Genomic DNA, 18508 nt, shown 5'->3' with positions numbered 1-18508 from the left:
ATTAGATTATTTACGATTAAATAGACCATATTTTACACCCAGAGAAACAAAACCATATTGGTCATTGCTTTTATTTTTAATTCCATCGAGGTTATCGTTAAAAGTCAGCGAATGCTGGTAGTTAACATTGATAGCCCATTGGGGACCATACAAAGTACGACCAAAAGGAATATCCACACCGACATTTAAGGGAACAACGAAATGGATTTCCCCTTTTTTATCGTTTAACAACTCTGCCCCTTGATTTACGATCGCATCGACATAACTAGGATCCAATTGGTTTTTGATTCTATTTTTGACCAATCCTGCGCCGGCTCCCACGTAGATATTAGCTATTATTTTTGACAAGGTACTTGCTTGTAAAGTGTAATAGCTATAATTATCATTTTGAGCCAGAAATTGCCCAACACGCACTTTACCGTTCACATTACCCGCAAAATACCGATTTTCGAAATTGCTGTTATAACCATTTCCGGCCAAAATTCCTTTTTCACCGTGCAATCCCACAGAGATAAAAGGAGTGATCAAGTAATCCGCTTCACCATAAAAAGCAAATTTGGATTCCACATTCGCCAAATCTGTAAGACTGATCGTTGCTCCAGCCCCTGCTCCGACACTGATGGGGCGAGAGAACTGTGCCGATAGTTTTCCTATCATGAGAAAGATTACTCCGAATAACGTAAAGAATAGTTTTTTTGTCATTGTAAGTTGATTAGTATTAAAAATATTACAATCATAACGGATTGCTGTAAATAATATTGTCAAAAGAAAACCCCAAGTCGGGTTATCGACTTGGGGTTAAACAACAATAAGGCCAAAATCTATAAGATTATAGATCTATTTTATATTTAAACGATCTTTTAGGTCTTGCCAGACCTTTGCAAGGCCTGTTTTCTTTTTCCCTTTGTCGCCATATCCGTAGCCGTAGCCATAGCCATAACCATAGCCACGCGCGAAATCGACATCGTTGACTACAGCAGCGAGATTTTTCAATTTACCGTCAACATAAAGTTCACGCGGCACTTGCAACAAGCGCTTATCTAGGTAATTGACACGAGATACATATAAAGTCAAATCCGCATTATGTGCAATTAATAAAGTATCCGTAACTAAACTCACTGGCGCTGTATCGACCAAAATATAGTCATAATGATTACGCGCATATTTAATCACATCATCAAAGTGGCCATTCATCAATAACTCGGCAGGATTAGGCGCAATATAGCCTGAATATACCACATCAAAATCATAATTACCTGGTTTTTTAATAATAATATTATCGACATCCATATCCGGATTGATCAGAAATTGTGTAATACCAACATTTGTGTGTTGTAAATGTGATAACCCCAAATAGTCTAATACTTTAGGACTACGTATATCCGCACCCATCAATAATACTTTTTTACCAGACATGGATAAGATTTGAGCAAGGTTCGTCGTTACAAAGGATTTTCCCTCACCCGAAATTGTGGAAGTAACAAACACAACTTTTGAGCTATCCTTTTGATCAGCACCAAACATAAAGTTCATATTGGTTCGCAAGATCCGGAAGGCTTCAGCCAAAGAAGAGCGATCATTCAAATGTACGATAGTGTCTTCGGCAGTCGGTATTTCGCCTAAAACGGGGATTTTCACAAGATCTTCGATATCCTTACGGGAGTGTATCTTATTGTCTAATAAAAATTTGGCATAAAGAATAACAAATGGAATAACAAATCCCATTATTAATGCGCCCAGAAGAATAATAACTTTTCTAGGTGCAACCGGCTTACCGTCACCATAGGCCGCATCAATAATTTTGAGATTATCTGGAGTGGCCGCAGCTTTCACTTCGCTCTCTTCTCTTTTCTGTAATAATAGAAGATAAAGCGACTCCACTATCTGTTGTTGACGTGAGATCTTTTTAAAACCTTGTTCTTGATTAGGAATAGAACTAATTCTATTTCTTATCTCGTTCGACTTTCCTTGAATACTACTCAATGCCAATTGGGTGACACGTTGATAATTTCTTAAAGATTGTTGAATATTTTTAACGCTTTCTGATATGTTTTCATTCAAGGAAATAACTGCCGGGTTTTTGTCGGATGCAGACTTTAATAAGTCATCTCGCTCTAATACCAGTTGATTATAAGACGTAATAGAAGCCACAATAGAAGCATCTTGTAAACCAATATTCGATGGCAACAGTTTCCCTTCTTCTTGATTTCTAAGGTAATCATTCATATGATCCACCAATTTCAATTGCGTTTTATATTCAAGAACTTTTTTATCGTTATCGGATGCAGTATTCAAAAAAACATTAGCCTCAGTAGCCATATCTACCATAGAGTTGGAAGACTTGAATTCAGCGACTTTCTCATCCGACCCTGATAAATCTTTAGATATCAAGATCAATCGTTTGTTAATAAAATCAGAAGTAGCCCTCGTCATTCTCAACTTATCGTAAGTTAAATCCTCATTATACACATCAATTAATGAATTGAGAATTAATTCAGCCTTTCTACCTAAACTAGATATCATCGAAAAATTAACAATATAAGATTGCATTTCTTTACTCGGAGTAATATTAATCGAAGCAATACAATCGTCTACAGCCCAGTTTTTGGGAATAACGCTGATTTCATATGAATCATCAAAATCCTTATCCTTTATTTTATTTTCATGAAATCCTATTGAATATTGACCTATTTGTGATACTTTACCGTATTCAAAAACTTTCTTCTCTCCGGATAATAAATCGGTAACCCGAAGTTGATTCTTACCAGTTAATTTGACAAGCAATTTAAAATTTGTAGTATCTTGATCACCATTAATTTGCAAATAGAAAGGCATATCCCTTTCCAATATTTCATTTGATCTAATTTTACCTTTTGAAGCATATTTAATATTTAAATGATGCTTATCTACAACTTTACGCATCAATCTTCTTGATGCTAAAACCTCGATTTGATCTGTAACAAATGCAGCTCGGGTTCCTCCAAAACCTAATGAACTCGACAGCTCTGCTATACCTGCTAGCTCACCCGCAGATGCACTCTTCTCATCTTTTAATAAAATTTTAGCGGTGGTATTATAAGATCTTTGTGCGTAACGCAGATAAAACAGCGCTATAGCCAATGCGAAAAATGATGTTAAGACAAACCATTTCCAATAGTAAGCATATTGCTCGAATAGTTGTCTCAAATTTATTTCCTCTTGATCTTCTTTATTATTTATAGGTTTTGCTTCCATGGATTATATTAACGAGTTAATACTGAAATAACAGTAATTAATAAACTAGCAACAGAGATAATTACATTAGTATTAGCTCCCAATTTAGAATTGTTAATTTGAGATTTATTTGGCTCTACGTAAATTACATCATTTTGAGCTAAATAATAATAGGGCGAATTTAAAGTACTTTGTTTTGTTAAATCCAGTCTATGGATACTTTTTTGCCCTCCTTCTTCACGAATAATCAGTACATTTTCTCTAATACCCCTAATTGTCAAATCTCCTGCCATACTTAATGCTTCTAATACTGTTACTCGCTCTGAAGGTACAATGAAAGATCCGGGTCTAGCAACCTCCCCCAAAACAGAAACTCTAAAGTTATTAAAATTAATGTTGACACCAGGATCTTTTATATAATTAGCGAGTTCGCCACGAATTTTCTCAATAGCCTCTAAACGTGTTAAACCGGCTATTTTTATCTTACCAAGCATAGGTAACGTAATTTTACCATCATTATCAACTGTATAAGTTGGTCTTAAAGCTAAATCCACCTGCTGAGACATTGTTGTAGCCATCATCGTACTAAGCGGATTAAAAGGTGCAGTAACTTTAGGGTCTGCAGCCGTCACAACAACTGTCAATATATCATTCGTTTGTATTTTAGGTATATATTGTTCGTATATAGTATTAATTTGTGTAGAATCATTCTGTAGGTATACCATATTTTTACGTGAGCCACAAGAACATAATAATAATAGCGCCATGGTATAAAATAGCCCCAATGATACACAATGTTTTGAAATTAATTGCATGTTTTATTTAAATTATAAAATTGATTTCTTTTACTTCGATGACAAAAATATACTTTTTTATTCACAAAATCATTAATTTGACAAGATACTAGTAATGTAACGAATATCGCCCCTCATTAGCAACTTTTGTGCCGAAGTTGATGTTAAGACTAATATTATATTTTTCATTAAACGTTATTAAAATAATCAGATTTCCAAGTATAATTATCCAACGGCGCATGGTCCACGAGATAGTCTGCGTAAACCAGTAGTTGACTATCAACTGTTAATGCACGAAAAGATGTTCCGTAGCCAGCAGGTACATGCAATACCTTCATATCCATCGCATGAAGTACAATATTTTTTATACTCAAGTTTTCATCCGGTTTATCCCAATTATCAATCTTTACTAAATCGACGTTGAAGCTGCCTGAGAGCACATAAAACCAGCGTTGTTCAATACGATGTGCCCGCCAGCCTCTAATTAGCTCAGTATCAGCGTTTTTTATGATATAGAATCTCTTAACCAAGCTCATATCAAATTCATTGACAAAACGAATTTGTCCACGCTCATCTTCAGCAATTCCACCTTGAATAAATTTTAATTCTTCCATATTAATCATACTTTAACGAATCTATTAATTATATAACTCTTTAATAGCAAATAAATGATACTCAACACAATTATCAATGTCGCTGAAAATATAAGCTGAATCTGCAAAGCCTTTCCTGAAAATTGGATAACAAAATAACCTATGACAAACTGAATAGCTCCATATAGAAAAGAAATCAGCAATTTGTTTATACCGGCCTCATTTCCCAAAAATTGATATAAATGAGATCGATGAGCTTCAAAAATATTCTCTCTACGCAATAAACGTCTAAAGATTGTCCAAACAGCATCTACACCATACACAATCAAAAATAAGATATAAATCAGATTACCTGTTGTTAAAATCAATAGGCCTAATGCAAAAAGTAAAATATAAGCAATTGCTACAGACCCCACATCCCCAGCAAAACACTTGGCTCTTGCCCTAAAATTAAAAAATGTAAATACCAAGACTCCTTCAAGCGAAAAAATTAAAAGATCTTGTGCGACAAAATTCACTTGCTGATTTACAATAATCAATAGCCCTCCAACGGCAAGGCTATAACACGCAGTGATCCCATTGATGCCATCCATAAAGTTATAGGCATTAATTACACCGACTACGACAATAAATCCAATCAACAAATAATACCACGGCATATCAAACAAATCAAGCTGATAAGTCATCAACAACACGGAAAAGAAATGTATCAATAGTCTTAACTTGTTGGACAGTGTATATATATCATCCAAAAAGGACACTAATGTCATTAAGGACAATCCTAAGAAAAACCAAGTATATTCGAAATCTGAATAGATAAAATATATAATAGCTCCAAAGTAAAAAACAACTCCGCCACCACGCAGGGTGATTGATGAATGCGAAGAGCGTTCATTAGGCTTATCGATGATGTTAAATCGATCAGCAACTTTAAAGTATAGCAATTCTAAAATAAATAAAGCAATCAGAACAAGTAGGTAAATCATTTCTAGGTAAAGTAAAGTATAGTATCTATTTATAGCTAATTTAATGGTTCTTTCGATATATCAAGCGATTCAAAAATAGAATTCTGTGATCTAAATTCCGGAACTATAGACTTAATAATGCTAACAATTTGCATTTTGTCCCTTTCCGGATTTGCCTGCTGTACTAGCTGACAAAGATCATTAATCCTTTTACGTTTGCTTTCTAAATCAATAGTATTTACTTTTGCAATCATAATTTTTTCATGATGTGTCTTCTCTGTATTTTCATCATTTGCCAAAAGTTCTTCAAAGATTTTTTCACCAGGCCGCAGACCTACAATTTTTATATTAATATCATCCGGATAACGGAGGCCTTTGAGACGAATCATCTGCTTCGCTAAATCCATAATCTTTACAGACTCCCCCATGTCGAATACATAGATCTCCCCTCCATTTCCCATGATTCCAGCTTCTTGTACTAATTGGCAGGCCTCGGGAATGGTCATAAAAAAGCGAGTGATATCTGGATGAGTAATTGTAATTGGCCCACCTTTATCAATCTGCTTTTCGAACAAAGGGATCACTGAGCCATTTGACCCCAACACATTGCCAAACCGCGTCACAATAAAAGCAGTGTTGGAAATTTGATTAATAGCACTTACCGCAATCTCAGCCACACGCTTGGTAGCACCCATTACATTTGTTGGATTGACTGCTTTATCGGTGGACACCATCACAAACTTTTCTACCTGATATTTATCAGCTAGTAAAGCCAGATTATACGAACCAAATACATTGGTCCATACGGCTTCATAGGGATTTGCTTCCATCAGGGGAACATGTTTGTATGCAGCGGCATGAAAAATAAGCTGGGGACGATATTGCTCAAAGACTACCTCCATAAAATCTTTATCCCGAACGTCTCCTACAATGAAAGTAAAGTCTTGAAAAAAGGGAGAATCCTGCAGTTCCTGCTGAATATCATATAATGCCGACTCCGCCTGATCAAGCACAACTAACTTACATGCAACCAAACCTATTTGTCGAACTAGCTCAGAACCAATAGAACCTGCACCACCTGTTACGAGCACCACTTTATCTCTCAATGCTGCGTTAATACTAGGGTTATTCAATTCAATCGCTTTGCGCCCCAATAAATCAGAAACCTTTAAGGTACGAATCTGCTGCGCGGCTACACGTCCTTCCAATAGCGCCGCGGAGTTAGGAATAATCTTAATTTTAATGGGCAATAATTCCGCTTTCGCAGTAATATTCTTTAATCGTTCTGGTGAAGAGTTGTCGATGGCAATCACGAGCTCTTGTGCACCACCAACCCTTTCTAACAAATTCATATTTAATTCTTCTAGCGAGCGAATACGCACTCCTTGTATATATCGACCAATACGGGTTGGGTTATCATCTAAAATAGCAACCACTCTGTATCGATTACGGGTGCCCAGCTGTAAAAGATTATAGGTATTATGGCCCATATTTCCTGCGCCAAATAGAATAACGGGAATGGCATTTTGACGATTGTTCCAATAAAACGAATGGTACGCTGTTTTATAAAAAAGACGGGTAGATGCCATCGCCATTCCAGTCATTAGCCCATGAAACAGCAATTGCGATTGCGAAAAATAGTATCTTTGCTCTAAATCATACGCAGCAATAAATTCCCATATATAAGATAAAATTATAGTTAACGTAAAAGCTACCGCAACACAATTTCCAATCAATTTTAAATCACGTAAACCTGTACGCCTAACAATACTTTGATACGGTTTAAACCATAAAAATACGATTAAATATATACAGGTAACCCCAAGCGATTCAAATAACATCAGCGAAGTTGAAATTGCTCCACGGTGTTTTAGCACCGAGATATAGCTAAGAATGAATGATATCCAAACCGAAAATAAATCGATGAATAGCACTAGCCAACGAGGACCATCTTTTCTTAAAAATCTAAAAAAAGCTTTTTTTTCAGATCGTTCCATAAATTTCTAACATTAGATATTCAAATAAGATGAAATAAATTCAATATTAACTTATTCTGTTGCAAAAGACTTTATTGTTAGTAAGAGTCCCTCCTTCGCTGATAAAGGTAATGTATCAATATCCAAAATTTTTTTTATTTTAGTATTAGATATAAGTAAACTGCTAGTCATTTTCTTTAATCTTGTACTGTTTAAAGGCATTGGAATCACATCTCCAATTTTTGCAATGCTTTTAATTATAAATTTTGGTATATACAAGTTTAATACACTTTTACCTGTTACCTCTTTCATGATCTTTACAATTTCAGATGTAGAAATAGATTCGTCGTCAGCGATATGATAAATTCCAGTACTCAATTTATCAACATTCTCTATTATTTTCTTTATAAAGAAAGCAAAATTTATAGATGATATAAGTGACCTCCTATTTTCAAAACAAGATAATGGATAAGGTACTCCTTTAGAGATAATTTTATAAAGTAAGCCCAAATTCCCTTTATCTCCTGGACCATGAACCATCGGAGGGCGAAGAATTATTAACTTCTTATTAGCTGGCATCGTTTGTTCTAAGAGCCAATTTTCCGCATCAAGTTTAGATTTTCCATACCAAGATACCGGATTACATTTGTCTGTTTCCGTTAGCGGAATATAGGATTCAAATTCTTCTACAGCGGCGATTGAACTGATATGAATCATAAGAGAACTATCAGAAGCTAAAAAAGTGGTGAATATTTCTTTTATAAGATCTACATTAATTTGATAATAATCACTCTGATTAGATAATCCATTATGATCGTGCGCTTTACCTATTAAATTAATTATCACATCATTATTTTTGTCAAAATCTGATTTCCATTTTTCATCTCTCAATGAAAGTGTGCTTAGATTTAAATTGGGTTCAGATTTTAGCGAGTCGAGTAGGTTTCGGCCTATCATCCCAGTTCCCCCTAAGACTTTAACATCTATTTTCATATCTATTACTTCGTATAAGATTTAATAACTTGGTAATAACCCATAAAAAGGCGCTTTAAATATTGATCGCGGTTAATAACTGTTTCGAATTCGCCGGTCGTAGCTCTTTTTGAATAAATATTATTTTCTGAATGCCACCAAAAAATACCGTCTACTTTTTTATTATCGTAATTTGCATTCAAAATTTCTTTTATTGTCTCTCTAAATATATTTAGAGAGACAAGTTGCCAAGCATTTCTCTTATCGATTGGATTTACTCTATGCCACACAAACGGATATATAGGTTTATTATATTTTTTGGCCGTTCTCAATGCAAATCCTATATTGGCCTCTATATAATCTCTATTTTTAGTATTAGAATTCGGATATCTAATATACATAGATGGAGCAAGAAAGTCCTGTTCTCTAATAATTTTATTTAACTTATCAATTCTTTGGAGATGAGTCCTATCTGTGGATTCATACCTTGGAAATGGTATATTATAATAAGCACATTTAATCTGAGGTCGAAGTTTTTTAACAAACCTCAGTGCATCTACGTATTGTTGAATATAATTAGAAAACCTCACATTATTTTTTTGAGCGAATAATTCTTTTAAACCTTCTCCCTCCCAGTTTAAAACTAGAAAACCACTATCATTAGGATTGGGAATATCCTGTAGGATAGTTTTTTCTAACTTCGTCAAATCAAGGTTATCATTAGTAAGAAATTTAGATTCGGTAAATATTCGAAATTCCGAAATACGATTATCTTTGATCAAAGATTCAATAGCTTGATTGCTTAAATCTTGTCGCATGAATAAATGCTGAGATCTTACACTTAAACAAAGAACTATCAGTGCCAAAGTTATTGTTAGTTTTTTCATATCTCTATTTAGTTAACCTTATATTCTTCCGTGGATCATACCTGCCCATTAATTTATGAACCTTTCCTACAAATTTCTTGGGTAATAACGTGCGAATAACAGGCGCAAATACAGCAATTCTTGTGTAAAAAGGAAGCCCCAATAATTTTGCTCCCCTATACCCCATCATCGCCTGATTAAGTGTTACTTTCCATCCATTTTTACTATAATAATTATCTGTAAATCTATATTTTATCAAAAATTCTGGCATATTTTCTATTTTAAAACCAGCATAAGCCGCGCGAATCCATAAATCATAATCCTGTCTACGTATAATTTTAGGATTGTATGATCCTATCTCTATTATTCTTGATCTTCTAAAACAAATAGTTGGGTGAATAAGTGGATTAGTCCACATTAATTTGTAGATATCATCGCAACAGGATGGATATTTTCGTTCAGCTATAATATTGTCATTTTGATCAATGTCATAAGCCCAGCCTCCTAAAATATCGACATGTGGATTATGACTCATGTATTCGAATTGTCGCTTAAACCTATCGACAAGGCAAATATCATCAGTGTCCATTCTAATAACAATATCAAATGAACATTCTAGTAAACCTTTATTTAATGAATAGCCCAAGCCATGATTTACATCAAAAGAGATAAATTTAAAAGGCAAACTATCTTTGTAAGAATTCAAAACACTTTCTAACGAATCAGTTAGTGGACCATCTTTTACAAAAACGATTTCATCAGCTCTTAGACTTTGTTCAGAAATACTCTTCAAACATTTATCTAATTGATTAGGATTATCCTTAACAAAACAGGAAATTAGGACGGAAAAACTCATATTATTTAATTTTAATATAATATTGATTACGCGCTCCATTAAAAACAGAATCAAAAAAAATGATTTTGTCTTTTGAACTGAATCTGGGATGTAAATCACACCGTGATGGGCCTTTAAATTCTATACTCTGATAAAAACTGGCCAATTTATCGCATGTATTTTTTGATTTATTAAACAAGAAAATCGATTGAAGTCGAGACTTATCAGGATAGGAATCAAAGACTATAAAATTTTTATTCGCTGAAGGATGCCCATCGCCAACTTTGTTATCGTTCATACCGTCAATAGCTTTAATTTCAAAGGTACTAGTATTGATTTGATAATAAGCATCAATATTATTGTATCTTAAATATCCAACAATATTGCTATCGTCTAACCATGCACAATGGCTAACCATATTCTCATCAACTAAAACGCTTAGTTTATCAAAATCAGAATAAATCAACCTATCATATCTAATACCTTTATCATAATAACGGTGAATAAAAATAAAACTACTTCCAGAATCATTAAGCATAATGTGATTTACTGTATGTACAGTTGAATCAGAATACTTAAGATTTTGCAAATCTGCTATATCTTTTAAAGAATGTAAGATCTTTTGTTCTTCATTATTATAATTGATTAAAATGATACCGTCATTTTCAATATTCAATAGTTCTTCTTTATCAAGATCTTTCCCCACCTTATAGCCATAATCTTTTGTAGTGGCCATCAATCTTTTATAATTAAGAGAAAGATAAAAACCTTTGCTCGAAGAATCCTGAACAGGACAGAAAATAGTCTTTACGATACTTCTTTTGGACAAGGAATATATATTTGCTATAAAGCGATCACTTTCAACATGATAGTCATTATATATTACCCAATCGTCATCTATCCATTGAGCCCTCGTCCCTTGTTGCCAAGTGTAAGCTAAAGAGCTGCCAATATTAATCACTTCTTTACTAAATATATTAACCAATATAATTTCCAATCGCTCACCACTTACGGTATCACTCTTTGTGTCTCCCTTACTTAGATGACTTAATACCCAGCCTGAATTATTCATCGGATATTTATCGTAGTATCCAAAAAATGATTCTTGACCGTCCTTAGGATCAACTACGGGAGAAAGCTCACTCACAAGTTCAAGATTAATCCACGACTTATATGGTGCCTTATGTGTTATAGCATTAAATCTAACATAAATATCTTTTAACACGGCTTTAATTCCGGGTAATTTGGATAGCGACTTCGCTATTAGGCGCTCTTTTAAACTATAATTACTCATATATTAGAATTTATTAGTATACTCAGCTAAATATAGTGCCTGATACCTGTTAGACATAATTTGAGAAGAAAACTTTGATTTGAATAAACTATAAGACGCATCCGACATATCGTTATAGCTAAGATCTCTAAACGCTTCTATTTTCCTTTTAAAATCGTCAGAATCATTTAATGAATACAATAAACCTGCACCATCTTCTATTAAAATCTCTTTATGAGGAGCAATATCGGATAGCAGTACTGGCTTTTTCATTGACATTGCTTCTAAAACAGACATGGGAAGTCCCTCGGTTATTGACGAGGAAGTATAATAGTCTGAAATAAACAAATAATCATAAATATTTTCCTTAAATCCAGGAATTATTATAGAATCTGTTTCCTGTAATTTTAACGTAGGATATAATGGTCCCTCTCCAAGTATTATCAATCTGAGATTTTTATCAGAAATATTATTAAATGCCTCAATCAAAAATTGGAAATTCTTTTCCTTCGAAAACCTTCCAAAGGAGATAAAGTACCTGTAAGAAGGATCTAATCCGAGCTGTTTGCAAATAACATTTCTATCTGTATGTGGATAATTAATCCTACTAACACCGTTTTGGATATAAGGGAAATCTAGATTATCATTCTCTTTAAACTCTTCACTTATACTTCGCGAACAACAAATTGGATATTCAATTTTACGCAATGCCATTTTATTTAGCGTATTAACAACACTACCAATAACCCCCCCTTTTTTCTTTTTGAGTTGAATTCCGGGATAAATGTGAATTGTGTTAAACCTAATTTTTCCTCTTAATAAAACACTAATAAAAAGCGTTGGCAAACAATGTGAATGAACTATTTCAATCCCTTTTTCGTCTAATTCCTTTTGAAGCACCTTAGCTTTTTTTAAGATATTAAATTTTCCTCCTTGCTTGATTTGCGTTATGTGGACTGGATATTTTACAAATTCTCCTAAATATGAGTGATCAACCTCATTCTTAAAAGTATAAATATAAACCTCGAACTTACTATAATCTATGTGTTTGATCTTCTCTAGCAATACCTTAACTGGGCCCTTTTTGGGTAAATAAGAAGACAAGAAAGCAATTTTTATTTTCATCACTTAAAATATATTTCTTTTTATAACATCGAGATATCCTGTACCATATCTCAAATCTGGTTCTACGTAATTTCCTTCAGCCCATTCATTCCAGGACATGAGAAACAACAACTTTCTATCTTCTTCTTTATTTTCCACCAACTCTAATGCTTTTTTTAAATGTTGCTCGAATAAATCGGGAGTGCTATCATGATAAATAATAGCTGCTTTTCCACTCCGGGGAGTTCTATCCCAATTTGGCAATAAAGTCGGATAGACATTGTTCCACTTATCCTCTTCAACATATAAATGTTTTATAATATCCTTGTATTTGTAAACATCAATGTAATTGAGATTCAATTTTCTAGAACAATATTTTAAAATCTTTGCTTTTATACCTTTAACGTTCAATTCGGCTCTGAACAGTCCCCTAGAATTAACAGCATCAAAACCGAGTTCTAAGACGCTTTTGTAGCGAGATGCTGCAGGTTCATTCTTCTTCGGAATGTAGTTTACTCTTTTATGCTGACTATCATAATAGAAGCCAGATAGACTACTTTGTATACCTACAAAGTGTATACCTGGTAAGCCATTCTCCAAGGCAAGCTCATTCCAGGTAGTAATAAATACTTTAGGATCAGGAATTGCATGTGGATCGAAAACGAGAAACACTGGCTTTCCATCAACTTTAATATACCTTTTGTCTTTAAACGCTTTTAAATTATAATAAAAATGTTCTTCATACTGCTTTTTACCAGCATATAGTTGCTCCATCAGTAAACCATCCGATTGAAGCAAGGATTGACTTTTTTGCCAAGTTTTATTTGACCAAGAATGGTTCGCCCAAGCTAAGCAAAATGGAAAATCAGGTTTCCCCAAATTTAATACATCTTCAAAAGGTTTCTCCAAAAGCATCTTACCGCCACCAAAGTAATATTGCCAATAACAAAATCCTTCTATTCCCGCATCTTTTGCTAAATCAACTTGCTGTTGTCTTATTTCTGGATATCTAAGATCATAATACCCTAAATCCGCAGGAACTTTCGGCTGATAGTGGCCTTTAAATAATGGCCTTGCCTTTCCAACATTCGTCCATTCTGTAAACCCTTTACCCCACCATCTATTATTTTCTTCTATTGGATGAAACTGTGGTAGATATAAGGCGATAATTCTAGCTTTCTTTTTATTCATTCTATCAAGATTTTAGCTTCAAAATATTAATATAAGTATTTTGTATCTTTTCTATATATTGTTCATTTGAATATTGAACTATATCTTTATGAGCTTCGTAAATAAGTGTTTGATAATCGATTTCGTCATTATCAAACATTTTTAAATATTGAATCAATTCTCTAGGAGTTTTATATAGAAAACCATAATTCTTACCTCCCAAAATTTCAGATGTTCCAGCATTATCATATCCAATTACTAAACATCCGTTAAACAGTGCTTCAACAGTAATTCTTCCAAAACCTTCACTCAGTGAAGGAACAATCAGTGCTTTAGCATTCTGCATAAGAAGATCAATATCATCCCTCATACCTAAAAAATCTACACTATCATCCAAATGGTTTTCGACAACAAAATTTTCTAACTTTTCTTTAAAAGCTATATTTTTTGTATCGCCTGCTATTAATAACCGGATTTTACTTTCATTATCTTTTTTAAACTCTCTATACACTTTCAATAGATCAAAAATTCCCTTATTTATTTCTAATCTTCCTGCGTAAAGAAAATAATTGTCTTTACAACGATTAAACACCTTATCTTCAAGACTTTTAATACCGTTATAAATCAAGACACTATTTGATTTACTTAATGAAAAATGATTAAAAATATCTTTAGAAATTGTTATGTTAAAGGTATTTCGCTTAAGAAGATTTTTAAAAGATGATTTAGATGGAAAAGGGGAAAAATTAAAATCTAAATCTTGATACTCTCTAAGATGCCATATATGGGGAATACCACATTTTAAACTTACGTAGTAGCCAAAATGAATAGTTCCCACATTTGTATGGATGATATCAATATTAAACTTATTAGATATAAGTTCTATTCTCTTCTGTGCAATATAGTTAGTATATCTATATCTAATAATGTTCAATGGAAATAATAAATTCCGAATTATACCTTTACGATAAGGATAAATATCTTGAAAATACGACACTACAAAGTAATCTATACTATATTCATCAAATATCATACATATTTCCCCTCTATTAGGAATTAATACAATAGGTCTGAATTTAGATTTATCTAAATTTAAAATAATATTTAAAAATGATTTATTTGACCCTGCATGCTTTGAGGAAGAGTTCAAAATAAATAAAATATTATTTATTTTTATTTTGTTCGACATAATTTTTAAAATTAGAAATAGCGGATACAAAAATCAAAATAGAAACTAACCAATATGCATACTCACGTTGATAAAAATTTAATACAAATAATACAAATAGAATTGAAGAGTAGTAATTAACACGACTTTTCCGCCAAACAGAAACATAAAAACCTGCTAGTAATACTAGACCAATCAATCCATATTTAAATATAAAAACTTTGTATCCAGCAGCTCCCTTTTTCCACTCATATGAAGTATATTCAACACTTCCTACACCTGCAAACAATTTTGATGATTTTGAAAATTCATCAAAATTTCGATCAAATATTTGATTTGTTCTATTATCTCCAGCAACAGTACCGTCTTGAACCTCTAATCTAGATAAGATTAATCTATTAAAGACATTATCATCCCCTGAAGAAATCGATAAAATAAATATTAGTCCCAAAGAACCTAATAATAACAAATTAACAAAACTTTTAACGTTTGATATTTTGATAAAAAAGAAAGCTAAAAAAACCAAAACATAAGCTGCAAGAGAAAAGGATAATATAGTAGCAATAAGGAAAACATATAAAAATTTGTGGTTTTTGAAGTCAAACTTATATATATAGAGGAAGAAAGGTAAACATAACCCTAAATGTCCAGGCTCTAAAAAAAGCCCTTGAAAGCGAGGGAAAACTTCCAACGAATATTGATTGAATATTTTCAAGAAGATATAATAGTTCTCATATTGATAAGCCCCCTTATCACCATAAATAAGAATATCATGAGGAATACTTACACGCAATAGAAACAAAAGCCATCCAAAAAGAGATAAACCAAGTATAATGGCAAATTTCTTCGTGAAGTAATCTAAAAACTGTGATTTTATATCATCTCTTAATAAAATAAAGAATGTAACTATAATAATCTCGGAAAAGCAAAATATTATCCCATTGATATTTTCATCAATGGAAAGATAACATCGTAGCACAAAAAATAGCAGTATTGGAAAAGCATTTTTATTGTTTATTCTATTAAAACTATTTGGAAGAATATTGCAATATGTAACAGACATTAGCGCCGCTAAAATACTTAGATATGGTCTTACATCCCAAAAATATCTAAAATACATAGATCCTAATGCTGCTACTAGTAACAAAAAGAAATAAATTGAAGTTAGTTTACTTTTCTTCATCTTAGTTTGTTTCTAAAAAATCGTACTATATTTCCCTTTTCAAAAGAACTCAATCCAACTAAAAAGATCAAAATAATATATAAAATATAGAAAGCTCCCACTTCGAATAAACGAAATTTCCAAGATACAATTGAATCCAATTGATTTAATATTAAATGATGAATAATTACTGGAATGGAAGAGATAATAATGGTTTTGATTATTATTTCCCAAATATAAGAACGTACATTTATCTTCAAATATAAGTTAACTATATAAATACGAATGAACAGTGCAATAAAATAAATTATATTCATAATCCAAATTATCGCAATTGGTTTAGCACCATAATAAAAAAATAAACAACCAATGGGAACAATCAATAAGGTGACCCCTCCGACTGTTATTTGATATTTTTTTATTTCTCCATATGCTCTCACTAGCTGGGTAAGGGGGTTTTCTAAACAAGATAGAAGCACAAAAAACATCGATGCCTGAGTAAATATGATAATATCTGATGATATTGTTTTGAGCCACAAATTCAGAATAAACTCCATATTAATGTAAAGAGGAATTACCACTAAGAGAATAAGGTATAATGTAAGTTTAGAACTTCCTAATATTAACTTACGTGTGTAGTCAAAATCTTTCGCTGCAAAAGATTTAACAATTTGCGGAGATACCGCTATAAAAACTGTATTACTCAGTTGACTTAAGACATTCACAACTCTGTTTGCTATCGCTCTACTACCAGTTATAGCTGGGCCAAAGAATAAGTTCAATACGATATTTACACCTTGATCATTGGCTACTGTAGTTAAAGAGCCAAATAAGCTCCATTTAAAAAAATTAAATATTTCTGCGAATCTAGACCTAACAATGGTTCTATAATATTTGACATCTTTTAATGAATGTCGAACAAATAAAGCATAAATTAAGAAATTGAGTACCGATATTAAAAGTAAGAATAACCCATATAGTATTAATGGATCGTAAGATATAATTTGCAACAAGTAAATAACAAGCAATTTAGCGGTTACGTCAAATATTGTTAAATATGAAAAAAATTTCATTTTTTCATATGATATTATTAAAGCATTTAGTGGAATGATGATAAGAGTGAAAAAGAACGTTATACAGGTTATCTGCAACAGTCGCAACGCCGCATCTATTCTATTTATTGGAATGTTTATTTCTTTCACAATTTGGGAACCAAATGCAAACATAACAAGCCCAACAATTAAACCAAAAATAAAAAAAAGATTAAAAATTGTGGAAAAAGTATAACTAAGTTTTCTAAATTTCTTTAAACCCAAATCGTGTGACATGAATCTTTGCGCCGCTGTAGCTAAAGATATACTCACGAAACTAATTCCTGTAATAACTCCGTAAACTAGATTATATATACCGTAATCTACTATACCTAAAACTTCCAATAATACTCTGACGGTATACAAAGAAACCACTAGAGTAACTATCATTCTGATAAATAGAAATATTGAGTTTTTTAAAATGGAAGACTGCTTATCCATTCAAAACGACTTTTAATAAATAATCACCATATCCACTTTTTCTTAAAGGCTCTGCAATTTTAATCAGCTGTTGTTTGTCAATATACCCCATTCTATAAGCAACCTCTTCAATTGCGCCAATTTTAGTTCCTTGCCGCTCCTCAATAACCTGTACAAACTGACCAGCTTGCATCAACGATTGAATTGTACCTGTATCTAACCATGCTGTACCGCGATCAAACACCCCAACTTTTAACTTACTTTGTTGCAAATATACCCTATTAACGTCTGTAATCTCCAATTCCCCACGGTCGGAAGGTTTAATACTTTTTGCTATTCTGACCACATCATTATCATAAAAATAAAGTCCGGGGACAGCATAATTTGACTTTGGCTCCTTGGGTTTTTCTTCAATTGATACAACCTTGTTATCTTTATCAAACTCTACCACACCGTAACGTTCTGGATCATGGACTTGATATGCGAAAACAACACCGCCTTCTGGGTTAGCACATGATTGCAAAAGCTGCGACATACCTGATCCATAAAAGATATTATCGCCTAAGATCAACGCTACTTTGTCATCACCAATAAATTCTTCCCCCAAAATGAAAGCTTGCGCAAGTCCATCTGGCGAAGGTTGCTCCTTATAAGAAAATTTGCATCCAATATGAGAGCCATCTCCCAAAAGCTTTTGAAAATTGGGAAGATCTTGAGGTGTTGAAATAATCAATATTTCGTTTATACCAGCAAGCATCAAAGTTGATAATGGGTAATATATCATCGGTTTATCATACACTGGCATCAATTGCTTTGAAACAGCTAAAGTCAGTGGATGCAGACGTGTTCCGGACCCACCGGCTAGAATTATTCCTTTCATGTTCTTTCGTTCTTGATTTGTCTGCT

General features: G+C 32.9%; 16 protein-coding genes. All 16 read right to left on the bottom strand.

The features are described 5' to 3' along the window. Positions 1–6: 6 nt before the first annotated feature. Positions 7–702, bottom strand: a complete 696-nt coding sequence (locus B4N43_RS16265; protein ID WP_286735613.1) for an outer membrane beta-barrel protein — start codon at positions 700–702, stop codon at positions 7–9. A gap of 135 nt (positions 703–837) precedes the next feature. Beyond that, positions 838–3234, bottom strand: coding sequence for a GumC family protein (locus B4N43_RS16260; RefSeq protein WP_286735612.1), 2397 nt, complete (start codon positions 3232–3234; stop codon positions 838–840). A gap of 8 nt (positions 3235–3242) precedes the next feature. Beyond that, positions 3243–4028 carry a polysaccharide biosynthesis/export family protein gene (locus B4N43_RS16255; protein WP_286735611.1) on the bottom strand — a complete coding sequence of 262 codons (786 nt, stop codon included), beginning with the start codon at positions 4026–4028 and terminating at the stop codon, positions 3243–3245. A gap of 167 nt (positions 4029–4195) precedes the next feature. Beyond that, positions 4196–4621 (bottom strand): WxcM-like domain-containing protein, encoded by a 426-nt coding sequence (locus tag B4N43_RS16250; RefSeq protein WP_286735610.1) that lies wholly within the window; start codon positions 4619–4621, stop codon positions 4196–4198. A 5-nt stretch (positions 4622–4626) separates the two neighbouring features. Further along, the gene (locus B4N43_RS16245; protein WP_286735609.1) at positions 4627–5586 is read right to left on the bottom strand and encodes an MraY family glycosyltransferase; all 960 of its coding nucleotides are present in this window, start codon (positions 5584–5586) and stop codon (positions 4627–4629) included. Between the two features lie 35 nt (positions 5587–5621). Further along, positions 5622–7562 carry a polysaccharide biosynthesis protein gene (locus B4N43_RS16240; protein WP_286735608.1) on the bottom strand — a complete coding sequence of 647 codons (1941 nt, stop codon included), beginning with the start codon at positions 7560–7562 and terminating at the stop codon, positions 5622–5624. A gap of 51 nt (positions 7563–7613) precedes the next feature. Further along, complete coding sequence (locus B4N43_RS16235; RefSeq protein WP_286735607.1) at positions 7614–8534, bottom strand: NAD-dependent epimerase/dehydratase family protein; 921 nt, start codon at positions 8532–8534, stop codon at positions 7614–7616. 5 nt (positions 8535–8539) lie between these two features. Further along, positions 8540–9400, bottom strand: coding sequence for a hypothetical protein (locus B4N43_RS16230; protein WP_286735606.1), 861 nt, complete (start codon positions 9398–9400; stop codon positions 8540–8542). Positions 9401–9404: 4 nt separating this feature from the next. Continuing rightward, positions 9405–10235: a glycosyltransferase gene (locus B4N43_RS16225; RefSeq protein WP_286735605.1), complete on the bottom strand. Its 831-nt coding sequence runs from the start codon at positions 10233–10235 to the stop codon at positions 9405–9407. Between the two features lies 1 nt (position 10236). Then, on the bottom strand, positions 10237–11508 hold the full coding sequence (locus tag B4N43_RS16220; RefSeq protein ID WP_286735604.1) for a hypothetical protein: 1272 nt from the start codon (positions 11506–11508) through the stop codon (positions 10237–10239). Between the two features lie 3 nt (positions 11509–11511). After that, entirely contained in the window at positions 11512–12612 is a 1101-nt protein-coding gene (locus tag B4N43_RS16215) for a glycosyltransferase (protein ID WP_286735603.1), read from the bottom strand. Positions 12613–12615: 3 nt separating this feature from the next. Next, positions 12616–13782 (bottom strand): glycoside hydrolase family 99-like domain-containing protein, encoded by a 1167-nt coding sequence (locus tag B4N43_RS16210; RefSeq protein ID WP_286735602.1) that lies wholly within the window; start codon positions 13780–13782, stop codon positions 12616–12618. 4 nt (positions 13783–13786) lie between these two features. Beyond that, positions 13787–14950: a glycosyltransferase gene (locus B4N43_RS16205; protein ID WP_286735601.1), complete on the bottom strand. Its 1164-nt coding sequence runs from the start codon at positions 14948–14950 to the stop codon at positions 13787–13789. Continuing rightward, positions 14925–16112 (bottom strand): hypothetical protein, encoded by a 1188-nt coding sequence (locus B4N43_RS16200; RefSeq protein ID WP_286735600.1) that lies wholly within the window; start codon positions 16110–16112, stop codon positions 14925–14927. Before B4N43_RS16200 ends, B4N43_RS16205 begins: the two co-directional genes overlap by 26 nt. Then, the gene (locus tag B4N43_RS16195) at positions 16109–17623 is read right to left on the bottom strand and encodes a lipopolysaccharide biosynthesis protein (protein WP_286735599.1); all 1515 of its coding nucleotides are present in this window, start codon (positions 17621–17623) and stop codon (positions 16109–16111) included. Before B4N43_RS16195 ends, B4N43_RS16200 begins: the two co-directional genes overlap by 4 nt. Next, positions 17616–18482 (bottom strand): glucose-1-phosphate thymidylyltransferase RfbA, encoded by an 867-nt coding sequence (rfbA, locus tag B4N43_RS16190; protein WP_286735598.1) that lies wholly within the window; start codon positions 18480–18482, stop codon positions 17616–17618. Before rfbA ends, B4N43_RS16195 begins: the two co-directional genes overlap by 8 nt. Positions 18483–18508: the final 26 nt, after the last annotated feature.

The sequence above is a fragment of the Sphingobacterium sp. UBA1897 genome, from assembly GCF_002337775.1.
GTDB classification, from domain to species: domain Bacteria; phylum Bacteroidota; class Bacteroidia; order Sphingobacteriales; family Sphingobacteriaceae; genus Sphingobacterium; species Sphingobacterium siyangense.
The sequence above is the reverse complement of the archived record's forward strand: the minus strand, read 5'-3'. Positions and strand labels throughout refer to the sequence as shown.

Coding starts and splice junctions, on each gene's coding strand:
- B4N43_RS16210 (WP_286735602.1), bottom strand. CDS start 13,782: ATGAATAAAAAGAAAGCTAGAATTATCGCCTTATATCTACCACAGTTT.
- B4N43_RS16200 (WP_286735600.1), bottom strand. CDS start 16,112: ATGAAGAAAAGTAAACTAACTTCAATTTATTTCTTTTTGTTACTAGTA.
- B4N43_RS16225 (WP_286735605.1), bottom strand. CDS start 10,235: ATGAGTTTTTCCGTCCTAATTTCCTGTTTTGTTAAGGATAATCCTAAT.
- B4N43_RS16260 (WP_286735612.1), bottom strand. CDS start 3,234: ATGGAAGCAAAACCTATAAATAATAAAGAAGATCAAGAGGAAATAAAT.
- B4N43_RS16230 (WP_286735606.1), bottom strand. CDS start 9,400: ATGAAAAAACTAACAATAACTTTGGCACTGATAGTTCTTTGTTTAAGT.
- B4N43_RS16240 (WP_286735608.1), bottom strand. CDS start 7,562: ATGGAACGATCTGAAAAAAAAGCTTTTTTTAGATTTTTAAGAAAAGAT.
- B4N43_RS16215 (WP_286735603.1), bottom strand. CDS start 12,612: ATGAAAATAAAAATTGCTTTCTTGTCTTCTTATTTACCCAAAAAGGGC.
- B4N43_RS16235 (WP_286735607.1), bottom strand. CDS start 8,534: ATGAAAATAGATGTTAAAGTCTTAGGGGGAACTGGGATGATAGGCCGA.
- B4N43_RS16220 (WP_286735604.1), bottom strand. CDS start 11,508: ATGAGTAATTATAGTTTAAAAGAGCGCCTAATAGCGAAGTCGCTATCC.
- B4N43_RS16245 (WP_286735609.1), bottom strand. CDS start 5,586: ATGATTTACCTACTTGTTCTGATTGCTTTATTTATTTTAGAATTGCTA.
- B4N43_RS16195 (WP_286735599.1), bottom strand. CDS start 17,623: ATGGATAAGCAGTCTTCCATTTTAAAAAACTCAATATTTCTATTTATC.
- B4N43_RS16265 (WP_286735613.1), bottom strand. CDS start 702: ATGACAAAAAAACTATTCTTTACGTTATTCGGAGTAATCTTTCTCATG.
- B4N43_RS16255 (WP_286735611.1), bottom strand. CDS start 4,028: ATGCAATTAATTTCAAAACATTGTGTATCATTGGGGCTATTTTATACC.
- B4N43_RS16250 (WP_286735610.1), bottom strand. CDS start 4,621: ATGGAAGAATTAAAATTTATTCAAGGTGGAATTGCTGAAGATGAGCGT.
- B4N43_RS16205 (WP_286735601.1), bottom strand. CDS start 14,950: ATGTCGAACAAAATAAAAATAAATAATATTTTATTTATTTTGAACTCT.
- rfbA (WP_286735598.1), bottom strand. CDS start 18,482: ATGAAAGGAATAATTCTAGCCGGTGGGTCCGGAACACGTCTGCATCCA.